The sequence below is a fragment of the Micromonospora sp. DT229 genome (genome assembly GCF_049844505.1).
Lineage (GTDB): Bacteria > Actinomycetota > Actinomycetes > Mycobacteriales > Micromonosporaceae > Micromonospora.
The window spans coordinates 66,643-85,524 of sequence record NZ_JBNCLD010000003.1; the positions used below are offsets into that span (position 1 = coordinate 66,643).

The 18,882-nt window shown below is 72.1% G+C and carries 17 protein-coding genes and 2 pseudogenes; 15 read left to right on the forward strand and 4 right to left on the reverse strand.

Going from position 1 to position 18,882, the window contains the following annotated elements:
* The first annotated feature begins 5 nt into the window (after positions 1-5).
* A complete protein-coding gene (locus ACLQ2T_RS05790) occupies positions 6-1,628 on the forward strand; it encodes an acetolactate synthase (RefSeq protein WP_425764936.1) in 1,623 nt (540 codons plus the stop codon).
* Between the two features lie 24 nt (positions 1,629-1,652).
* On the opposite strand, the gene ACLQ2T_RS05795 is transcribed toward ACLQ2T_RS05790, so the two are convergent.
* Genes ACLQ2T_RS05795 through ACLQ2T_RS05805 form a run of 3 tightly spaced genes read right to left on the reverse strand, consistent with a single transcriptional unit; the run spans position 1,653 to position 2,789 of the window.
* A complete protein-coding gene (locus ACLQ2T_RS05795) occupies positions 1,653-2,069 on the reverse strand; it encodes a PLD nuclease N-terminal domain-containing protein (protein WP_425764937.1) in 417 nt (138 codons plus the stop codon).
* Between the two features lie 31 nt (positions 2,070-2,100).
* Positions 2,101-2,403 (reverse strand): DUF202 domain-containing protein, encoded by a 303-nt coding sequence (locus ACLQ2T_RS05800; RefSeq protein WP_425764938.1) that lies wholly within the window; start codon positions 2,401-2,403, stop codon positions 2,101-2,103.
* On the reverse strand, positions 2,400-2,789 hold the full coding sequence (locus ACLQ2T_RS05805; protein WP_425764939.1) for a YidH family protein: 390 nt from the start codon (positions 2,787-2,789) through the stop codon (positions 2,400-2,402). Before ACLQ2T_RS05805 ends, ACLQ2T_RS05800 begins: the two co-directional genes overlap by 4 nt.
* Positions 2,790-2,830: 41 nt before the next feature.
* On the opposite strand from ACLQ2T_RS05805, the gene ACLQ2T_RS05810 reads away from it, so the two are divergent.
* The 4 genes from ACLQ2T_RS05810 to ACLQ2T_RS05825 all read left to right on the forward strand — a co-directional run bounded on the left by ACLQ2T_RS05810 (position 2,831) and on the right by ACLQ2T_RS05825 (position 6,023).
* Positions 2,831-3,628: a GNAT family N-acetyltransferase gene (locus ACLQ2T_RS05810; RefSeq protein ID WP_425764940.1), complete on the forward strand. Its 798-nt coding sequence runs from the start codon at positions 2,831-2,833 to the stop codon at positions 3,626-3,628.
* Positions 3,629-3,630: 2 nt separating this feature from the next.
* Positions 3,631-4,029 carry a hypothetical protein gene (locus tag ACLQ2T_RS05815; RefSeq protein ID WP_425764941.1) on the forward strand — a complete coding sequence of 133 codons (399 nt, stop codon included), beginning with the start codon at positions 3,631-3,633 and terminating at the stop codon, positions 4,027-4,029.
* Positions 4,030-4,271: 242 nt separating this feature from the next.
* The gene (locus ACLQ2T_RS05820; protein WP_425764942.1) at positions 4,272-5,051 is read left to right on the forward strand and encodes an electron transfer flavoprotein subunit beta/FixA family protein; all 780 of its coding nucleotides are present in this window, start codon (positions 4,272-4,274) and stop codon (positions 5,049-5,051) included.
* Between the two features lie 12 nt (positions 5,052-5,063).
* Complete coding sequence (locus ACLQ2T_RS05825; RefSeq protein ID WP_425764943.1) at positions 5,064-6,023, forward strand: electron transfer flavoprotein subunit alpha/FixB family protein; 960 nt, start codon at positions 5,064-5,066, stop codon at positions 6,021-6,023.
* 103 nt (positions 6,024-6,126) lie between these two features.
* Here the strand turns inward: ACLQ2T_RS05825 and ACLQ2T_RS05830 are convergent.
* Positions 6,127-6,510, reverse strand: a pseudogene (locus ACLQ2T_RS05830) (anti-sigma factor); the annotation flags it as partial.
* Positions 6,511-6,636: 126 nt separating this feature from the next.
* Between ACLQ2T_RS05830 and ACLQ2T_RS05835 the strand changes: the two are divergent.
* From ACLQ2T_RS05835 to ACLQ2T_RS05880, 10 genes and pseudogenes are all read left to right on the forward strand, one after another.
* Positions 6,637-7,809, forward strand: a complete 1,173-nt coding sequence (locus ACLQ2T_RS05835; protein WP_425764944.1) for a cysteine desulfurase family protein — start codon at positions 6,637-6,639, stop codon at positions 7,807-7,809.
* A 121-nt stretch (positions 7,810-7,930) separates the two neighbouring features.
* Positions 7,931-9,004 (forward strand): tRNA 2-thiouridine(34) synthase MnmA, encoded by a 1,074-nt coding sequence (gene mnmA / locus ACLQ2T_RS05840; protein WP_425764945.1) that lies wholly within the window; start codon positions 7,931-7,933, stop codon positions 9,002-9,004.
* A 136-nt stretch (positions 9,005-9,140) separates the two neighbouring features.
* On the forward strand, positions 9,141-10,193 hold the full coding sequence (locus tag ACLQ2T_RS05845; protein ID WP_425764946.1) for a methionine synthase: 1,053 nt from the start codon (positions 9,141-9,143) through the stop codon (positions 10,191-10,193).
* Positions 10,194-10,228: 35 nt separating this feature from the next.
* Positions 10,229-10,597: a VOC family protein gene (locus tag ACLQ2T_RS05850; protein ID WP_425764947.1), complete on the forward strand. Its 369-nt coding sequence runs from the start codon at positions 10,229-10,231 to the stop codon at positions 10,595-10,597.
* Positions 10,598-10,659: 62 nt separating this feature from the next.
* On the forward strand, positions 10,660-11,661 hold the full coding sequence (locus ACLQ2T_RS05855) for an ADP-ribosylglycohydrolase family protein (RefSeq protein ID WP_425764948.1): 1,002 nt from the start codon (positions 10,660-10,662) through the stop codon (positions 11,659-11,661).
* Between the two features lie 119 nt (positions 11,662-11,780).
* Positions 11,781-13,916 (forward strand): NAD-dependent DNA ligase LigA, encoded by a 2,136-nt coding sequence (gene ligA, locus ACLQ2T_RS05860; protein ID WP_425764949.1) that lies wholly within the window; start codon positions 11,781-11,783, stop codon positions 13,914-13,916.
* 146 nt (positions 13,917-14,062) lie between these two features.
* Positions 14,063-16,441: a putative bifunctional diguanylate cyclase/phosphodiesterase gene (locus ACLQ2T_RS05865; protein WP_425764950.1), complete on the forward strand. Its 2,379-nt coding sequence runs from the start codon at positions 14,063-14,065 to the stop codon at positions 16,439-16,441.
* A 184-nt stretch (positions 16,442-16,625) separates the two neighbouring features.
* On the forward strand, positions 16,626-16,931 hold the full coding sequence (gatC, locus tag ACLQ2T_RS05870; RefSeq protein WP_425764951.1) for an Asp-tRNA(Asn)/Glu-tRNA(Gln) amidotransferase subunit GatC: 306 nt from the start codon (positions 16,626-16,628) through the stop codon (positions 16,929-16,931).
* 52 nt (positions 16,932-16,983) lie between these two features.
* Positions 16,984-18,459 (forward strand): Asp-tRNA(Asn)/Glu-tRNA(Gln) amidotransferase subunit GatA, encoded by a 1,476-nt coding sequence (gatA, locus tag ACLQ2T_RS05875; RefSeq protein ID WP_425764952.1) that lies wholly within the window; start codon positions 16,984-16,986, stop codon positions 18,457-18,459.
* Between the two features lie 235 nt (positions 18,460-18,694).
* Positions 18,695-18,882, forward strand: a pseudogene (locus ACLQ2T_RS05880) (putative Ig domain-containing protein); the annotation flags it as partial.

An 18,882-nucleotide genomic window follows, 5' to 3' on the forward strand; every position in this document is an offset into this window, starting at 1 on the left:
CGGCGATGACGGAGCGGATCGAAGGCCACGGCGGAGACCTGGCCCTGGCGGCGCTGCGGGCGTACGGGGTGCGGGAGATGTTCACCCTCTCCGGCGGTCACGTCTTTCCGCTCTACGACGCCGCCCACAAGGCCGGATTCCCGCTGTACGACGTGCGGCACGAGCAGTCCGCCGTCTTCGCCGCCGAGGCGGTGGCCAAGTTGCAGCGCCGCCCCGGCCTGGCCGTGCTCACCGCCGGTCCCGGGGTGACCAACGGCATCTCCGGCCTGACCAGCGCCTACTTCAACGCCTCCCCGGTGCTGGTGCTGGGCGGTCGGGCCCCGCAGTTCCGCTGGGGTTCCGGCAGCCTCCAGGAGATGGACCATCTGCCGCTGGTCGCCCCGGTCACCAAGCACGCCGAGACGGTGTTCAGCGCCGACGACATCCCCCGGGCGGTCGCCGCGGCGCTGACCACCGCCCTCACCCCGCACCGGGGCCCGGTCTTCCTGGACTTCCCCCTGGAGGCCGTCTTCTCCACCGGCGACGCCGACCTGCCGGCCGGACCGGCCATCGCCCCGATCGAGGCCGACCCCGAGGAGGTGGCGAAGGCCGCCGCCCTGATCGCCTCGGCGCAGCGGCCGGTCATCATCGCCGGGTCGGACGTCTACGCCGGTGACGCCGTGGCGGCCCTGCGCGCCGCCGCCGAGGCCCTCGGAGTACCGGTCTTCACCAACGGCATGGGCCGGGGGGCCCTGCCCCCGCAGCACCCGCTGGCCTTCGCCAAGGCCCGGCGGGTGGCGCTGAAGAGCGCCGACGTGGTCGTGGTGGTGGGCACCCCGTTGGACTTCCGGCTCTCCTTCGGTGACTTCGGCGACGCCGCCGTGGTGCACATCGTCGACGCCCCCAGCCAGCGGGCCACCCATGTGCAGCCCGCCGTGGCCCCCGCCGGTGACCTGCGCGGCATCCTGACCACCCTGGCCGAGTACCCCGGCGACCGGGTCGACCACACCGACTGGGTGGCGCAGTTGCGTACCGCCGAGGACGCCGCCAAGGCCCGCGACGCCGAGGAGATGGCCGCCGAGACGGACCCGATCCGTCCCGCCCGGGTCTACGGCGAGTTGCGCCGGGTCCTGGCCGCCGACGCGATCACCATCGGCGACGGCGGGGACTTCGTCTCGTACGCCGGCCGCTACCTGGAGCCGGCCCAGCCGGGCACCTGGCTGGACCCCGGCCCGTACGGCTGCCTGGGCACCGGCATGGGCTACGCGATGGGGGCCCGGGTCACCCACCCGGACCGGCAGATCTGCGTGCTGATGGGCGACGGGGCGGCGGGCTTCTCGCTGATGGATGTGGAGTCCCTGGTCCGGCAGAAGCTGCCGGTGGTCATCGTGGTCGGCAACAACGGCATCTGGGGTCTGGAGAAGCACCCGATGCGGGCCATGTACGGCTACGACGTGGCCGCCGATCTTCAGCCCGAACTGCGCTACGACCAGGTGGTGACCGCCCTGGGCGGGGCGGGGGAGACGGTCGCCAAGGCCGCCGATCTGGGCCCGGCCCTGCACCGGGCCTTCGAGGCCGGGGTGCCCTACCTGGTCAACGTCATCACCGACCCGGCCGACGCCTACCCCCGCTCGTCCAACCTGGCCTGATCCCGGGGCGACCTGCCCCGGGGGTCACACCTCGGGGCGGGGCTCCTCGCGGGGCGGGTCCCCCTCGCGGCGGCGCAGGTCGTCCTCGCGCTTGCGCAGGTCGTCCTCCCAGCGGCGGAAGAGTTCCTGGTCCTCCTTGCGCGAGCGCTCCTCGATCGAGCGCAGGAACTCGGGGTCGTCGTCCGGCGCGAGCGGCCGGGCCGGCTGGCGCACGGTGGACTGGACTCCGCCCGGGAACACCCCCCCACCGGCGGGCTTGCGCTGGCGTCCGGCGAGGAACCAGGCGATCGAGCCGATCAGGGGGAAGAACAGGATCATCAGCACCCAGGCGATCCGGGGCAGATGACGAACGTCGTCCTCCTCGGCCGAGAGGCAACTGATCAGGGCGCAGACGGCGAGGACGACCTGTACCAGGAAGAGGAGGATATAGAGCCGGGCCATGCACCCATCATGTCCTACTCCCGGTCGATGCTCACACCCCGTACACGACCAACACGACGCCGATCAGGGCGAACCCGGTGATGCACAGCCCGACGGCGCCGTAGGTGCGACCGCCGGTGCGGGGCACCCCGGTGCCCACGGCCCGTCGCCAGCACAGCGTGATCGTGGCACCCCAGCAGAGGATGGCCAGGGCGGCCAGTACCGCCCCGAACCGGTCGGCGACCAGCGCCAGCCGGACGGTCAGGATCGCCACCACGGTCACCGCCAGCGCGGCGCGCCGCCAGGCCAGCCGGGTCCGCTCGGGCTGAAGCCCCGGATCGCGGGCGGCGGTCATCTGTCGATCGCCCCGGCCACGACCGCGACCACCAGTAGCAGCGCGCCGAGGCCCACCACGATGGCGAGCACGGCCGGGAAGCGGGAGGCCGGCAACTCCTCGCCCAGCCGGATGGCCCGGTCCACCCGCGCCCAGTGGTCGATGGCGCGGATCGCCACCGCGCCGCCGAGCAGCAGCAGCGCCACGGAGATCGCCTCGCGCAGGTGCCGTGGCGACAGGGTGGGCAGGAACTGGGCGGCCGCCAGGCCACCGGCGATCAGCGCCAACCCGGTGCGCAGCCAGGCCAGGAAGGTTCGCTCGTTGGCCAGGGAGAAGCGGTAGTCGGGGGTGGTGCCGACCGAGCGCAGTTCCTGCGGGTCGAACCAGTTCCTGATCCTCTGCCACACGGTGGTGATTATCCGGTGTCAACTGGGCATAACCTGGAAACATGACGGATCTTGACGTGACGACTTTGCGCGCGGCGTACGACGCCCAGCTGCGGCCGGGCCTGCCCGACCCGGTTCCGGACGGCGCGAGCATCGAGCAGGACGGTCCGTTGTTCCGGATCTGGGGTCTCGACTCTGGTGGTCTGGTGACCTACCGGGACCTCGGCGGGCTGGCCGGCACCGAACTCGACGCCCTGATCGCCCGCCAGGTGGCGGCGTCCCGGGAGCGGGGCGAGCCGGTGGAGTGGAAGCTGCACGGCCACGACGAGCCGGCGGACCTGCCGCAGCGGCTGCGGGCGGCCGGTTTCCTGCCGCAGGCCCAGGAGACCGTCCTGGTCGGCCCGGTCGCGCCGCTGGCCTCCGCGCTGCCGGTGGTGCCCGAGGGGGTACGACTGCGGGAGGTCACCACCCGGGCGGATCTGGACCGGATCGCGGCTCTGGAGACCGAGCTGTGGGGTCGTGATCTGGCCGGCCTCGCCGACGGGCTGGAACGGGAGATCGCCGCCGATCCGCAGGCGATCACCGTCGTGGTGGCCGAGGCGGGGGAGACGGTGGTCAGCGCGGGCTGGGTCCGCTATCCGCCGGGCAGCACCTTCGCCACCCTCTGGGGCGGGTCGACGCATCCGCAGTGGCGTCGGCAGGGTGTCTACCGGGCGCTGGTCACCTACCGGGCGCGGCTGGCCGGCCAACGCGACCGGACCCTGTTGCAGGTCGACGCCGCTGACCAGAATCGTCCACTGCTGGGGCGGCTCGGTCTCGTCCCGGTCACCAGCACCACGCCCTACGTCTACACTCCGTGATCATGAAGCTCCGGCTGACGGACGAGGAGATGTCGACCCTCAAGACGGGGGCCTTCGGGGCGGTGTTCCTGGTGTCCAACGCCGACCCGGGGGTGCTGGCGCTGTTCCGGGAGAGCTTCGCCGCATCCGCGGCCATCATCGACGCCAGCGGGGTGGTCGAGACGGCCCTGCGCAGCGGGCCCCTGCCGAAGCTGCCCCGCCACTCGGAGGCGGAGGCCGAGGCGGTCGTCCTGCCCGCCCTGCGGGAGGCGGTCAGGATCCTGGCGGAGAAGTCTCCGGAGGATGTCGCGGTCTACCGCTCGGTGGTGCTGGCCGCCGCCGATCGGACGGCGCGGGCCCACAACGGGATCAGTGCGGCGGAGGCGCAGGTCATCGAGCGGATCGCCGAGGCGCTGGTCTGAATGGGGGACCTTCCGGCGCCTCGGCGCGTGCCGGTTGGCCGCAGGTGGCCCGGGGCGGGGAGAATGCCGGTGAGCTGAGTCACTCGGGGCGCGTCCGGAAGGTAAGCTACTGGCAGGTAACATTGCTGCGTGGGCAACTGCACCGCAGCCTGAAGTTGACCTAACGGTGGCTAAGGAGCAAGGCTGCGCCCAGCACAGGGCAAGTGATCACACCACCACAGCAGGAGGGTCGTCGAAGCGCGATGAATATCGTCGTACTCGTCAAGCAGGTGCCTGATTCGGGCGCGGACCGCAACCTGCGTCCTGACGACAACACAGTCGACCGCGGTTCGGCGAACAACGTCATCAACGAGATGGACGAATACGCCATCGAAGAGGCGTTGAAAATCAAGGAAGCGCACGGCGGCGAGGTGACCATCCTGACCATGGGTCCGGACCGGGCGACCGAGTCGATCCGTAAGGCGCTGTCGATGGGCCCGGACAAGGCGGTGCACGTGGTGGACGACGCCCTGCACGGGTCGTGCGCCGTGGCCACCTCCAAGGTGCTCGCCGCCGCCCTCGGTCAGCTCAACGCCGACCTGGTGCTCTGCGGGTCGGAGTCGACCGACGGCCGGGTGCAGGTGATGCCGCACATGCTCGCCGAGCGGCTCGGGGTAGCGGCCCTGACCGGGGCCCGCAAGCTCACCGTCGAGGGCGGCACCCTGACGGTGGAGCGGCAGACCGAGGAGGGCTACGAGGTGGTCACCGCCTCGACCCCGGCCATCGTGTCCGTCTGGGACACCATCAACGAGCCCCGGTACCCGTCCTTCAAGGGCATCATGGCCGCCAAGAAGAAGCCGGTGCAGACCCTGTCCCTGGCCGACCTGGGGGTGGCCCCGGACGAGGTGGGCCTGGCCGGGGCGACCAGCGTGGTCGTCGAGCACAGCAAGCGTCCGCCGCGCTCCGGTGGCGCGAAGGTCACCGACGAGGGTTCCGGCGGCGCGCAGCTGGTCGAGTTCCTCGCCACCGAGAAGTTCGTGTGAGGGGTGTGGGACATGTCTGAGGTTCTCGTCGTCGTCGAAGCCACTGGTGAGTTCGGCGTCAAGAAGGTCACCCTGGAGATGCTCACCCTGGCCCGTGAGCTGGGCAGCCCCTCGGCCGTGGTGCTCGGTGGCACCGGTGCCGCCGAGGCACTGTCGGCCAAGCTGGGCGAGTACGGCGCGGAGAAGATCTACGCCGCCGAGGGTGAGCAGATCGACGGTTACCTGGTGGCCCCGAAGGCCACCGTGGTCGCCGAGCTGGTCAAGCGGGTGCAGCCGGCCGCCGTACTGCTCGCCTCCTCCCAGGAGGGCAAGGAGATCGCCGCCCGACTGGCGGTCAAGCTGGACAACGGCATCCTGACCGACGTGGTCGCCCTGGCCGCCGACGGCACCGCCACCCAGGTGGCCTTCGCCGGCTCCACCATCGTCACCTCCAAGGTGACCCGGGGCCTGCCGCTGGTCACCGTCCGGCCGAACTCGGTGACCCCGACCCCGGCCGCCGCCACCCCGGCGGTCGAGCAGCTCACCGTCACCGTCAGCGACACCGACAAGCTGGCCAAGGTGGTCGACCGGGTGGCCGAGCAGAAGGGCTCCCGGCCCGAGCTCACCGAGGCCGGCGTGGTCGTGGCCGGTGGCCGTGGGGTCGGCAACGCGGACAACTTCAAGCTGGTCGAGGAGATCGCCGACCTGCTCGGCGGCGCCGTCGGCGCCTCCCGGGCGGCGGTGGACTCCGGCTTCTACCCCCACCAGTACCAGATCGGGCAGACCGGCAAGACGGTCTCCCCGCAGCTGTACATCGCGCTGGGCATCTCCGGTGCGATCCAGCACCGGGCCGGTATGCAGACCTCGAAGACCATCGTCGCGGTCAACAAGGACGGCGAGGCGCCGATCTTCGAGCTGGCCGACTTCGGTGTGGTCGGTGACCTGTTCAAGGTGGTCCCGCAGGCCGCCGAGGAGATCCGCAAGCGCAAGTGAGGCAACCGCGACAGCCGCCGCCCGGTATTGCCGGACGGCGGCTGTCGTGCGTCGGGAACAAGGGAGCTGATCGGCGGGCCGGGGAGCTGAACCGGCCCGCCGATCAGCCCGTCAGAGCGCCCCTCAACAGGCTGTCGCCGGAGTGGGCGGTGTCGTTGTCGAACTGCTCGGCGGAGACGTCCACGACAGAGTATTGCCGCAGGTCCACGTTCGGCGGCAGCGGCAGCAGCACCTCAGGACCGCTGCCCAGCACGCCGACCGAGAACATCTCCATGTTCTGCGGGTTGATCAGCCACACCTCGTAATACCCCGGTACGGGCGGGAGATTCGTCACGTGCAGGTGCAGTTCTCCGCTGCCGAGCACCCGGGCGTCGCCCCGGGCCTGTGGCGGGGTCGAGCCGTACGCGGCCAGTTGGGCACCGGCCGTCACGGCCGGCTGCGGCGGAGCGTCCTCCCGCAGCACTGCGGCCGTGCCGACCACCCCCAGGGACCTTCGACGCCGAGGCCCGCCGGTACCGCGACAACATCGTGGTGACCGCGGTGCCGGTCTGATGTCCAGGTCGGGTCATCCAGCCTGCGGTCGGGGCGCACCCGGTCGTTAGGCTGAGTCGTGATGGCTTACCTGGATCATGCGGCGACGACCCCGGTGCTCCCCGAGGCACTTGAGGCGTACGTCGCGGCCGCCCGCGAGGTCGGCAACGCGTCCTCACTGCACGCCTCCGGTCGGCGTGCCCGGCGGCAGGTGGAGGAGTCGCGGGAGCGGGTGGCCGCCGCACTGGGTGCCCGACCCTCCGAGGTGATCTTCACCGGTGGCGGTACGGAGAGCGACAACCTGGCGGTCAAGGGCATCTTCTGGGCCCGCCGGGACGCCGACCCCGCGCGCCGCCGGGTGGTCTCCAGCGCGGTCGAGCACCACGCCGTACTCGACGCGGTGGACTGGCTGGGCCGACACGAGAAGGCACAGCTGGGGTGGCTGCCGGTCGACGAGGTCGGTCGGCTGCACCCCGACGCGCTGCGCGCCGAACTCGCCGAGCACGGCGATCAGGTGGCCTTGATCACCGCGATGTGGGCGAACAACGAGGTCGGCACGGTGCAGCGGATCGGTGAACTGGCCGCCGTCGCGATGGAGTTCGGGGTGCCGATCCACACGGACGCGATCCAGGCGGTCGGCCAGGTACCGGTCGACTTCGCCGCCAGCGGTGTCGCCGCCCTCACCGTGACCGGGCACAAGCTCGGCGGCCCGGTCGGGGTGGGTGCCCTGCTGCTGGCCCGGGAGGTGGCCGCCGTCCCTCTGCTGCACGGTGGGGGGCAGGAACGGGACGTGCGCTCCGGCACCCTGGACACCGCCGGCATCGTCGCCTTCGCCGTCGCCGTCGAGGCCGCCGTCAAGGGCCAGCAGGAGTACGCCGTCCGGGTGGCCGCCCTCCGCGACGACCTCGTGCAGCGGGTCCGGCAGGCGGTGCCCGAGGTCGTCTACAACGGCGACCCGGATGACCGGCTGCCCGGTAACGCACACTTCTCCTTCCCCGGCTGCGAGGGGGACGCCCTGCTGCTGCTGCTGGACGCCCAGGGCATCTACTGCTCGACCGGTTCGGCCTGCTCGGCGGGGGTGGCTCAGCCCTCGCACGTCCTGCTGGCGATGGGTGCGGACGACGACCGGGCCCGCTCCTCGTTGCGCTTCTCCCTCGGCCACAACAGCACCTCCGCCGATGTCGACGCCCTGATCGCCGCGCTGCCCGGGGCGGTCGAACGGGCCCGCCGCGCCGCCCAACGCAGCCCCCGCTGACGGCGAAGGAAGGGCCCCTGCTTAACGCCTGCGGTAGAGCAGGGGTCCCCTGTTAACACCTGCCCCACCGAGCGCCGACCGGGGCGGGGGATAGGCTCGACGGGAAGGGAGCGTGGTCCGGGTGAGGGTGTTGGCGGCGATGTCCGGCGGCGTGGATTCCGCCGTGGCGGCGGCGCGGGCGGTGCAGGCCGGGCATGACGTCACCGGCGTACACCTGGCTCTGGCGCGCAACCCGCAGACCTATCGCACCGGCGCTCGGGGCTGCTGCACCCTGGAGGACTCCCGCGACGCGCGCCGCGCGGCCGACGTGCTCGGCATCCCGTTCTACGTGTGGGACATGGCTGACCGCTTCCACGCCGACGTGGTAGACGACTTCGTCGCCGAGTACGCGGCCGGGCGTACCCCCAATCCGTGCCTGCGCTGCAACGAGAAGATCAAGTTCGCCGCGGTGCTGGACCGGGCGGTGGCCCTGGGGTTCGACGCGGTGGTCACCGGCCATCACGCCCGGCTGGGTCCGGACGGTCTGCTGCGCCGCAGTGTCGACCTGGCCAAGGACCAGTCGTACGTGCTGGCCGTGCTCACCCGGGAGCAGTTGGACCGGTCGATGTTCCCGCTCGGCGACTCGACCAAGGCCCAGGTGCGGCAGGAGGCCGCCGAGCGTGGCCTGGCCGTCGCCGACAAACCGGATTCGCACGACATCTGCTTCATCGCCGACGGCGACACCCGGGGCTTCCTGGCCCAGCGGCTGGGCGAGTCGCCCGGCGACGTGGTCGACGCCACCACCGGCTCCGTGGTCGGCCGGCACACCGGGGCGTACGCGTACACCGTCGGGCAGCGGCGTGGTCTGCACCTGGACCGGCCCGCCCCGGACGGTCGACCCCGGTACGTGCTGTCCATCACCCCCAAGACCAACACGGTGACGGTGGGCCCGGCCGAGGCCCTGGAGGTGTCCACCGTCTCCGCCACCCGTCCGGTCTGGACCGGCGGTTCCCTCCCGGATCAGCCGATCGAGTGCGAGGTGCAGTTGCGGGCGCACGGTGACGTCGTACCCGCCGCCGTCACCGTCGACGGCGACCGGCTGCGTGCCGACCTGCGCCGTCCGCTGCGGGGGGTGGCGGCCGGTCAGGCCATCGTCGCCTACCGCCCGGACCCGGCCGGTGACATCGTCCTGGGCTCGGCCACCATCACCGACTGATCGGCCACCCCGCCTGCCGCCGCAGGGCCGCTACCTGGTCCTGGCCGGTGCCGAGGGTCCCGGCCTAGGGGTCCGTGTCGGACCGGGGAGCGGTGGTCGGGGCAGGTCGGGGTACGCCAGCGGGTAGGGTGCTGCCGTGACTGATCGGGATTGGCCCTGGCCGGTGGGCGCGGCGACCGGAATCGGGTCGCTGCCCGGCACCGACATCGCCGAGGCACAGCGGATCGTGCTCGGTGAGCTTCCCGCCCTGCCACACCTGCCCGAGTTGCCGGCCCGGGGGCCGGGCGCCGACCTGATCGGGCGCACCGCCGGCCTGCTGGCCGAGTTGCCGGTGGAGTTGTACGCCGGGCGCTGGCGGGTCGCGCCACGTCCCGGCAAGGACCTGCGCCGCGCCCGCGACCTGATGGAACGGGACCTCGACCAGTTGGCCGAGCAGGCCGAGGAGTACGCCGGCACGATCAAGATCCAGGCGGGCGGTCCCCTGACCCTGGCCGCCTCGCTGGAGTTGCCGATCGGCGGCCGGATGCTGCGCGACCCCGGCGCGGTACGCGATCTCGCCGGCTCCCTGGCCGAGGGGCTGCGCAATCACGTCGATGCGGTGGCTCGTCGGGTGCCGAGGGCCAGGGTGCTGCTCCAGTTGGACGAGCCCTCGCTGCCGACGGTGTTGGCCGGTCGGATACCGACCGAGAGTGGCCTCGGCACGTACCGGGTCATGGAGTCGGAGGTGGCCCGGACCCTGCTGCACGGGGTGATCGAGGCGGCGGGCGTACCGACCGTGGTGCACTGCTGCGCCCCGGAGGTGCCGCTGGAGCTGATCCGGTCCGCCGGCGCGGTCGGGGTGGCCCTCGACCTGAGCCGGGTGACCGAGCTGGACCCCCTGGGTGAGGCGCTGGATGCCGGCCTGGGCCTGCTGGCCGGGGCCGCGCCGACAGCGCCCCCGTCCGGGGCCGCGTCGACCGCATCGCCGTCCGGCGGTCCGGCGACACCCTCGGCGAGTGGGGCGCCGACCTCGGCCCAGGTCGCCGATCGGGTACGCGGACTCTGGGACCGCCTGGGCTTCCCCCGGGCCCAGCTCGCCGAGCAGGTGGTGGTCACTCCCACCTGCGGGCTGGCCGGGGCGACTCCGGCGTACCTCCGGGCGGTCATGGCGGCCTGCCGGGACGCGGGGCGTCGGCTCGCCGAGGTGTGAGTTTCCTGTCGTACCCGGTGGGCAGGATGACCGACATGATTGGACGACTGCGTTCCACGGTCATCGACTGCCCGGACCCTCGGGCCCTGGCGGGCTTCTACGCCGAGCTGCTCGGCCTGCCGCTGGTGGAGGGTGACTCCGAGGGCGACGACTGGGTGGTGCTCGGGGGCCCACCCGGCCATCAGCCCCGGTTGGCCTTCCAGCGGGCACCGGATCTGCTTCCCCCGGCCTGGCCCGATCCGGAACGACCCCAACAGCTCCATCTCGACGTGACGGTGGACGACATCGAGACGGCGGAGCAGGCGGTGCTGGCGCTGGGTGCGCGGCGACTGCCCGGTGAGGGCGAGGGTTTCCGGGTCTACGCCGACCCGTTCGGGCATCCGTTCTGTCTCTGCTGGAGCTGACCGCCTCCGGCGGGCCCCTGGGGGCCTGCCGGGGTTTGCCGACTGACGGCATGATCGTCTCCATGACCACCGCCGTGTCACATCGAGTCGCCGGTTCGATCTTCGGGCTCGCCTTCGGCGACGCCCTGGGTAAGCCCACCGAGTTCCTCAGCGTCGCCGAGATCGACGATCGGTACGGGCCCACCGGCCCCAGGGACCTGGTCGGCGACCCGGCGCTGGTCACCGACGACACCCAGATGGCGCTGGCGGTGGCCTGGGCGCTGCACGACGCTCCGGAACTCACCCCCGAGACGGTGCAGCCGCTGCTGCGGCAACGCTTCCTGACCTGGGCCGGCAGCCCGGACAACAACCGGGCGCCGGGGATGACCTGCCTACGGGCCTGCGCCGAGCTGTCCCGGGGACTGCCCTGGCAGCAGGCCACCGTGATCGACTCGAAGGGCTGCGGGGCCAACATGCGGGTCACCCCGGTCGGGCTGCTCGAGGTCGACCCGGACACCCTCGCCGGGCTGGCCCAACTTCAGGCCGGCCTGACCCACGGTCACCCGACCGGCCTGGCCGCCAGCGAGCTGACCGCGTACGCCGTGTGGTTGTTGCGGGCCGGGGTCGCCCTGGCGGAGCTGCCCGGTCTGCTCACCGACCGGGTGGACGAGCAGCGGAAGGTCTACCGGGCCGACTGGCTCGGCGACCTGTGGCGGCGCGCCGGGGCCGCGACGCCGCAGGAGTTCATCGCGGCCGGTTGGGACGAATGCGGTGCGGCGCTGGGTCGGCTCGACGCGGCCTTGTCCGCACCGGACGAGGGTGGCGACCCGTGCCAGCTCACCGGTGAGGGGTGGATCGCCGAGGAGGCCCTGGCCACCGCCCTCTACTGCGCCCTGCGGCACGCCGACGACCCGGTCGGCGCCCTCGCCCGGGGCGCCCGGACCTCCGGTGACTCCGACTCCATCGCCGCGCTCGCCGGCGCTTTCGTGGGCGCGGCCCAGGGCATGGCCGCCTGGCCGGCGCAGTGGGCCGAGCAGATCGAGTACGCCGACCAGCTGGCCGCCCTGTCCGCCGGCCGCGACTGAACCGGCGGGTCGACCGGGTAACGGCTGGTGGCCGCCCTGGTGGGCCGGGTTGTCCGACCCGCAGACTACGGTGCGGAGGTAGCACGATCACGGGAGGTCCGGTGGCCGGAGGCGGCAGCGTGTCCGAAGAAGCGAGCGGTCAGCAGGTCAGCGCGGCGCAGGAGGCGGCGGCGGGAGCCGAGCCGACCCCACAGGCGCGGGAACGTCACGCCACCCTTAGTCAGGAGCTGACCGAGCATCAGTACCGCTACTACGTGCTCGACGCGCCGACCGTCTCCGACGCGGAGTTCGACCGGCAACTGCGTGAGCTGACCGCCCTGGAGGAGGAGTTCCCGGCTCTGCGTACGCCGGACTCGCCGACCCAGCGGGTCGGTGGCACCTTCTCCACGGACTTCACCCCGGTGGACCACGCCGAACGGATGATGTCGCTGGACAATGCCTTCGCCGACGAGGAGCTGGCCGCCTGGGCGGAGCGGGTGGAACGGGACGCCGGTGGGCCGGTGCCCTACCTGTGCGAGCTGAAGGTCGACGGGCTGGCGATCAACCTGACCTACCAGGGAGGTCGGCTGATCCGGGCGGCCACCCGGGGGGACGGGCGCACCGGCGAGGACGTGACCGCCAACGTACGCAGCATCCGGGACGTGCCCAGCCGGCTGACCGACTCGGAGCAGTACGGCCCGGTCCCCGAGTTCATCGAGGTGCGAGGCGAGATCTACTTCCCGGTCGAGGCCTTCGCCGACCTCAACGCCGGCCTGGTCGAGCAGGGCAAAGCGCCCTTCGCCAACCCCCGCAACGCGGCCGCCGGCAGCCTGCGGCAGAAGGACCCGCGGATCACGGCCTCCCGGCCGTTGCGGCTGGTGGTGCACGGCATCGGCGCCCGGCGCGGCTTCCAGCCGAGTACCCAGTCCGAGTCGTACTCGGCGTTGAAGGCGTGGGGGCTGCCGACCAGTGACCGCTGGCGGGTGCTGCCGGATCTGGCCGGGGTCCGCGACTACATCGCCCACTACGCCGCGCACCGGCACGACGTCGAGCATGAGATCGACGGGGTGGTGGTGAAGGTCGACCCGGTGCCGATCCAGGGACGGCTGGGCTCGACCAGCCGGGCACCCCGTTGGGCGATCGCCTTCAAGTACCCCCCGGAGGAGGTCAACACCAAGCTCCTCGACATCGAGGTCGAGGTCGGCCGTACCGGGCGGGCCACCCCCCGGGCCGTGCTGCAACCGGTGAAGGTGGCCGGCTCCACAGTGACGTACGCGACCCTGCACAACGCCCGCGAGGTGCAGCGCAAGGGGGTGCTGATCGGCGACACGGTGGTGATCCGCAAGGCCGGTGACGTGATCCCGGAGGTGCTGGGCCCGGTGGTCGATCTGCGTCCGCCGGACGCCCGACCCTTCGTCATGCCCACCCACTGCCCGGCCTGCGGCACCCCGCTGGCCCCGGCCAAGGAGGGGGACGTCGACATCCGTTGCCCGAATGCCCGCAGTTGCCCGGCGCAGTTGCGGGAGCGGGTGTTCCACCTGGCCGGACGAGGCGCGTTCGACATCGAGGCGCTCGGCTACAAGAGCGGGGCCGCTCTGCTCGACGCGCAGATCATCACCGACGAGGGTGACCTGTTCTCCCTGGACGCGGAGCAGTTGGCCGGTTCGTCCTTCTTCGTCAACAAGGACGGCAGCCTGGGCACCAACGCGACGAAGCTGCTCGACAACCTGGCCGTGGCCAGGGAGCGTGACCTGTGGCGGGTGCTGGTGGCGCTCTCCATCCGGCATGTCGGGCCGACGGCCGCGCAGGCCCTGGCCCGGCACTTCCGCTCGATCGAGGCGATCGACACCGCCTCCGAGGAGGAACTCTCCTCCGTCGACGGGGTCGGTCCGACCATCGCGGCCAGCATCCGGGAGTGGTTCGCCGTCGACTGGCACCGCGAGGTGGTCCGCAAGTGGGCCGAGGCCGGGGTACGGATGGCCGAGGAGGCCGTGGCGGAGGGGCCCCGCCCGCTGGAGGGGGTCACCGTGGTGGTCACCGGCACCCTCAGCGGGTACTCCCGCGACCAGGCCGCCGAGGCGATCCAGTCGCGGGGCGGCAAGGTCTCCGGCTCGGTCTCCAAGAAGACCGGCTTCGTGGTGGTCGGGGACAATCCCGGGTCCAAGGCGGACAAGGCGGCAACGTGCAAGGTGCCGATCCTCGACGAGGAGGGTTTCCAGGTCCTGCTCGACGCAGGGGTCGAGGCGGCCCGCGAGGTGGCACGAATCGACGCCTGACCCCTTCGGGGCACTCGCGAAGGATACCAACTTAATTACGACTACGCCCGATTCGTGACTGTCGCGGCGGGAAAACCGGCACCGGGGGCGTTTCATTGGGTCACGGCACGTGAGAGCACGTGCCAGGTTCCGTACCGGGAGGTGTGATGGAGCCGCCCGACCCGCGCAACCTGGTCCCGCCCGAACGGGCGGCGCAGTTCACCGCCTTCGTGGCAGGTGTGCTCGCGGTGGCCGTGCTGGTCTCCGCCGGCCCTCTGGTGTCGCTGGGCACGTCGGTGTCCACGTTGCCGGTGGCCTTCTGGACGATGGCCCTGCTCGCGGTGGCCTGCGACGCGCGCCCGTTCGTCGCGCCCGGGCGACGGCAGTCCTCCGCGGTCTACCCGTCGAGCTGCTTCACCTTCGCCATCCTGCTCGGCTGGGGGCTGGGTCCCGCGGTCGCCGTGCAGGCGGTGGCCGTGCTGGTCTCCGGGGTCCGGTCAGGTCACGCCCCCTGGCGTACCGCCTTCAACGCGGCCCAGTACGCGTGCTCCCTGGCCGCCGCGTACGCCATCGGCCGGCTGGCACCCGGTGCGGCCTTCGACGGCGGGTCTCTGACCTGGGCGGACGTCGCGGCGATCGGCGGCGCCGGGGTGGCCTGGTTCCTGGTCAACTACGGTCTGGTCACCGCCGCCGTCCGGCTGCGTTTCGGCGAGCGGTGGTGGCCGAACGCCTGGCGGGGTCTGCCCTTCGAGTTGCTCTCCACCGGTTCCCTGCTGCTGTTGGCACCGATCCTGGTGACTGCGGCCCGGGCCAGCGCGGCCCTGGTCCCGCTGGTGCTGGTGCCGCTGTTCGCGGTGTACCGGATGGCGCGGCTCACCGTGGAGCAGCGTCAACTCGCCGCGCTCGACCCGCTGACCGGGCTACCCAACCGCAAGGCCCTGCTGGCCGAGGTCAACGAGCAGGTGCACCGGCACGCCGAGCGTGCCGCGCGGGGGGAGCCGGAGGCCCACCTGGCCCTGCTGCTGATCGACCTGGACCGCTTCAAGAACGTCAACGACGCCCTGGGACACGCCGTGGGGGACCGGCTGCTGGTCGAGGTGAGTGCCCGACTGACCGACGTGGTCGAGCCGCCGGGCCTGGTCGCCCGGCTCGGCGGCGACGAGTTCGCCATCGTGATGACCGGCCTGACCGAGGTCGGGCAGGCCCGGGCCTTCGCCGACCAGGTGGTGCAGGTGCTGGCCGAGCCGGTGCAGTTGGACGGCCTGCCGTTGGATGTCGGTGGCTCCATCGGCATCGCCCTCTATCCGGACCACGGCGAGGACTTCGCCACCCTGATGCGGCACGCCGACGTGGCGATGTACGACGCCAAGCACCGCAACGACACCGTGGCCGTCTACACCCCGGAGTCCGACCACAACTCGGCCGAGCGGCTCAGCCTCCTGGCCGACCTGCGCAGGGTGCTGGAGGCGGGACCGACGGGACAGCCGCAGGCCCCGGCGGCCACCTCCCCGGTACGCGGCGGGGACGGCGCCACCCTGCCGGTGGCCGCGGCGGCCGGTGGACGTACCGGCCAGCGGTGGTGGTCCCGGCGCCGCCGTCGGCTGCCTACCGAGGTCCACCACGACGAGCTGATCAACCAGATCGTGACGGCGGCGGACCCGATCCTGCGCCGCAGCACCCAGCCCAGCCCACCGGCACCGGGCGGCGAACCGGTGTGGGCCGGACCGATCCCGCCCGAGGAGCCGCCCGAGCCGGCTTCGGAGGTGGGGGAGATCATGCTCTACTACCAGCCGCAGATCGAGATCGCCACCGGCACGGTGGTCGGGGTGGAGGCGCTGCTGCGGTGGCGTCACCCCCGCCGGGGCATGGTCGACCCGGAGGAGCTGATCCGGGTGGCCGAGCAGAGCGCGGTGATGCGGTTGCTGACCCGTCGGGTCGTCGACGACGTGGTGGAGCAGCTCGCCAAGTGGTCCTCGGCCGGTGTCGGGCTGCGGGCGGCCCTCAACGTGAGCGTGCGGGACCTGCACACCGGTGAGATCGCCGAGCAGATAGCCGACCGGCTGACCCGCTACGGGGTGGCCCCCGAGCGACTGCAACTGGAGATCACCGAAGGTGCCCTGATGGCCGACCCCCGTCGGGTGCTGACCACCATCACCCAACTGCACCGGATCGGGGTGGGCATCGCCCTCGACGACTTCGGCACCGGCTACTCGTCCCTGCAACACCTGCGTCGGCTACCCCTGTCGGAGGTGAAGGTCGACCGGTCCTTCGTCCTCGGCATGGTCGAGGACAGCGACGACGCGGCGATCGTACGGTCGACCATCGAACTGGCCAAGGCGCTCGGGTTGCGGGTGGTGGCCGAGGGGGTGGAGGACGAGCGGACCTGGCGGATGCTGCACGCGGCCGGCTGCGACGCCGCCCAGGGCTGGTTCTACGCCCGGCCGATGCCGGCCGAGGAACTGGTCGCCTGGCTGGCCCGCTACCGTCCGGTGCGCCCCCTGGCCACCTCCGAGGAGGCCGAGCTGCCGCGCCGGCACCCCCGCTGACCCACCCGCCCTCGCTGATGAGAGGGCCGGGGTCGGCAGAGCCCGCCGATCCGGGCGTGAACCGGGGCCGGGGAGCCCCCAGCGGTCGGCCGGGCACGAAACAATAGACTCGCTGGACGTCACCACGGGTCGCAGGACCGGGTGCGCGTAGGCAGACGCAGGGACAGCCACGAAGGGGGCACTGATGGCCGCCATCTCCCGCGAGGAGGTCGCGCACCTGGCGCGACTGTCGCGGCTCGCCGTGACGGAGGAGGAACTCGACACCTTCGCCGGCCAGCTCGACGTGATCCTCCAGGCGGTAGCCCAGGTGGGCGAGGTCGCCGCCGCCGACATCCCGCCCACCTCGCACTCGGTGCCGCTGACCAACGTGTTCCGCGAGGACGTGGTGACGCCGTGCCTGACCCCGCAGGAGGTGCTGTCGGGCGCACCGGACGCGGAGGAGCAGCGGTTCCGCGTACCGCGGATCCTGGACGAGGATGTGGCATCGTGAGCGAGCGGATCATCGTGCTCGGTGACGGCACGGGGCGAAGCGGAGTGGCGGCATGAGTGACCTGACGAAGTTGAGCGCCGTCGAGATCGCCGGCCTGGTGGCCTCGGGGCAGGCCTCCGCGGTCGAGGTGACCCAGGCGCACCTGGACCGGATCGCCGCCGTCGACGGGCGGGTCAACGCCTTCCTGCATGTCGACAGCGAGGGTGCCCTGGCCGCCGCCCGGCAGGTCGACGCCCAGCGTGCCGAGGGTGCGCAGTTGGGTCCCCTGGCCGGGGTGCCGGTGGCGGTCAAGGACGTGCTGACCACCAAGGGGGTGCCGACCACCGTCGGCTCGAAGATCCTTGAGGGCTGGCGTCCGCCGTACGACTCGACGATCGTGCAGCGGCTGCGCGACGCCGGCACGGTGATGCTCGGCAAGACCAACATGGACGAGTTCGCGATGGGCTCCTCCACGGAATACTCCGCGTACGGCCCGACCCGCAACCCCTGGGACACCGACCGCATCCCGGGTGGTTCCGGGGGTGGTAGCGCCGCCGCGCTGGCCGCGTACGAGGCACCCCTGGCGATCGGCTCGGACACCGGTGGCTCGATCCGCCAGCCGGGTGCGGTCACCGGCACCGTCGGCGCCAAGCCGACCTACGGCGGCACCTCCCGTTACGGCCTGGTGGCCTTCTCCTCCTCGCTGGACACCCCCGGCCCCTGCGCGCGTACGGTGCTCGACGCCGCGCTGCTGCACGAGGCCATCGGGGGGCACGACCCGCGCGACTCCACCTCCATCGCCGCGCCGGTGCCGGACGTGGTGGCGGCGGCGAAGCTCGGTGCCACCGGCGACCTGACCGGGGTACGGCTGGGCATCGTCACCGAGTTCGCCGGTGAGGGGGCCGAGCCGGGGGTGATGGCCGCCTTCCACGAGGCGGTCGACACCCTGACCAAGCTGGGTGCGGAGATCGTGGAGGTCTCCTGCCCGCACTTCAAGTACGCCCTGCCGGCGTACTACCTGATCGCCCCGAGCGAGTGCTCCTCCAACCTGGCCCGCTTCGACGGGGTCCGGTTCGGGTTGCGGGTCGGCGACGACGGCAACCGGTCGCTGGAGGAGGTCATGTCGCTGACCCGGGAGGCCGGCTTCGGCCCCGAGGTCAAGCGGCGGATCATGATCGGCACCTACGCCCTCTCCTCGGGCTACTACGACGCCTACTACGGGCAGGCCCAGAAGGTTCGCACCCTGATCACCCGCGACTTCACCGCCGCCTTCGAGCAGGTCGACGCGCTGATCTCGCCGACCACCCCGTTCGTGGCCTTCCCGCTGGGTGCCCGCACCTCCGACCCGTACCAGATGTACCTGGCCGACCTCTACACCATCCCGACCAACCTGTACGGCGGGCCGGGCATCTCGGTGCCCTGTGGTCTGGCCGACGGGCTGCCGGTCGGTCTCCAGGTGATGGCCCCGACCATGGCCGACGACCGGATGTACCGGGTCGCCGCCGCGCTGGAGAGCGCCGTCGGCACCCTCGCTCCGCCGGCCCTGTGATCAGAGGGTGCGCGGGCGGTCGAACGCCCGCGCACCTCATCGCCGTACGCCCGGTGTGGTCACCCCGACCGCACCGGGCGCGGTCGTTGTGGAATCGACACCCTGGCAACCGCGCGGATGATTGCTCAGAGTCACGCTTGCTGATTGGATGAGTACGAGTCTGCCGGACTCTGGTCGCCGGCCAGACGCGAGCCGTTTCTGATCGACGAGCCGTTCTGATCGACCTGGATGTGCGATGAAGACACTGCGCCCGGTCATGGCCCTGACGATGGTGGTCGCCCTGCTGCTGGTCGGCGCCCCACCGGCCGCAGCGGCGACCGTCACCATCACCTCCGGCGCACCCCGGTCGCCGATGGTTCTGGGCCAGACGTACGCGGTGCACACGGTCGAGGCCGCCGGTGGTACGGCGCCGTATGCGTTGTC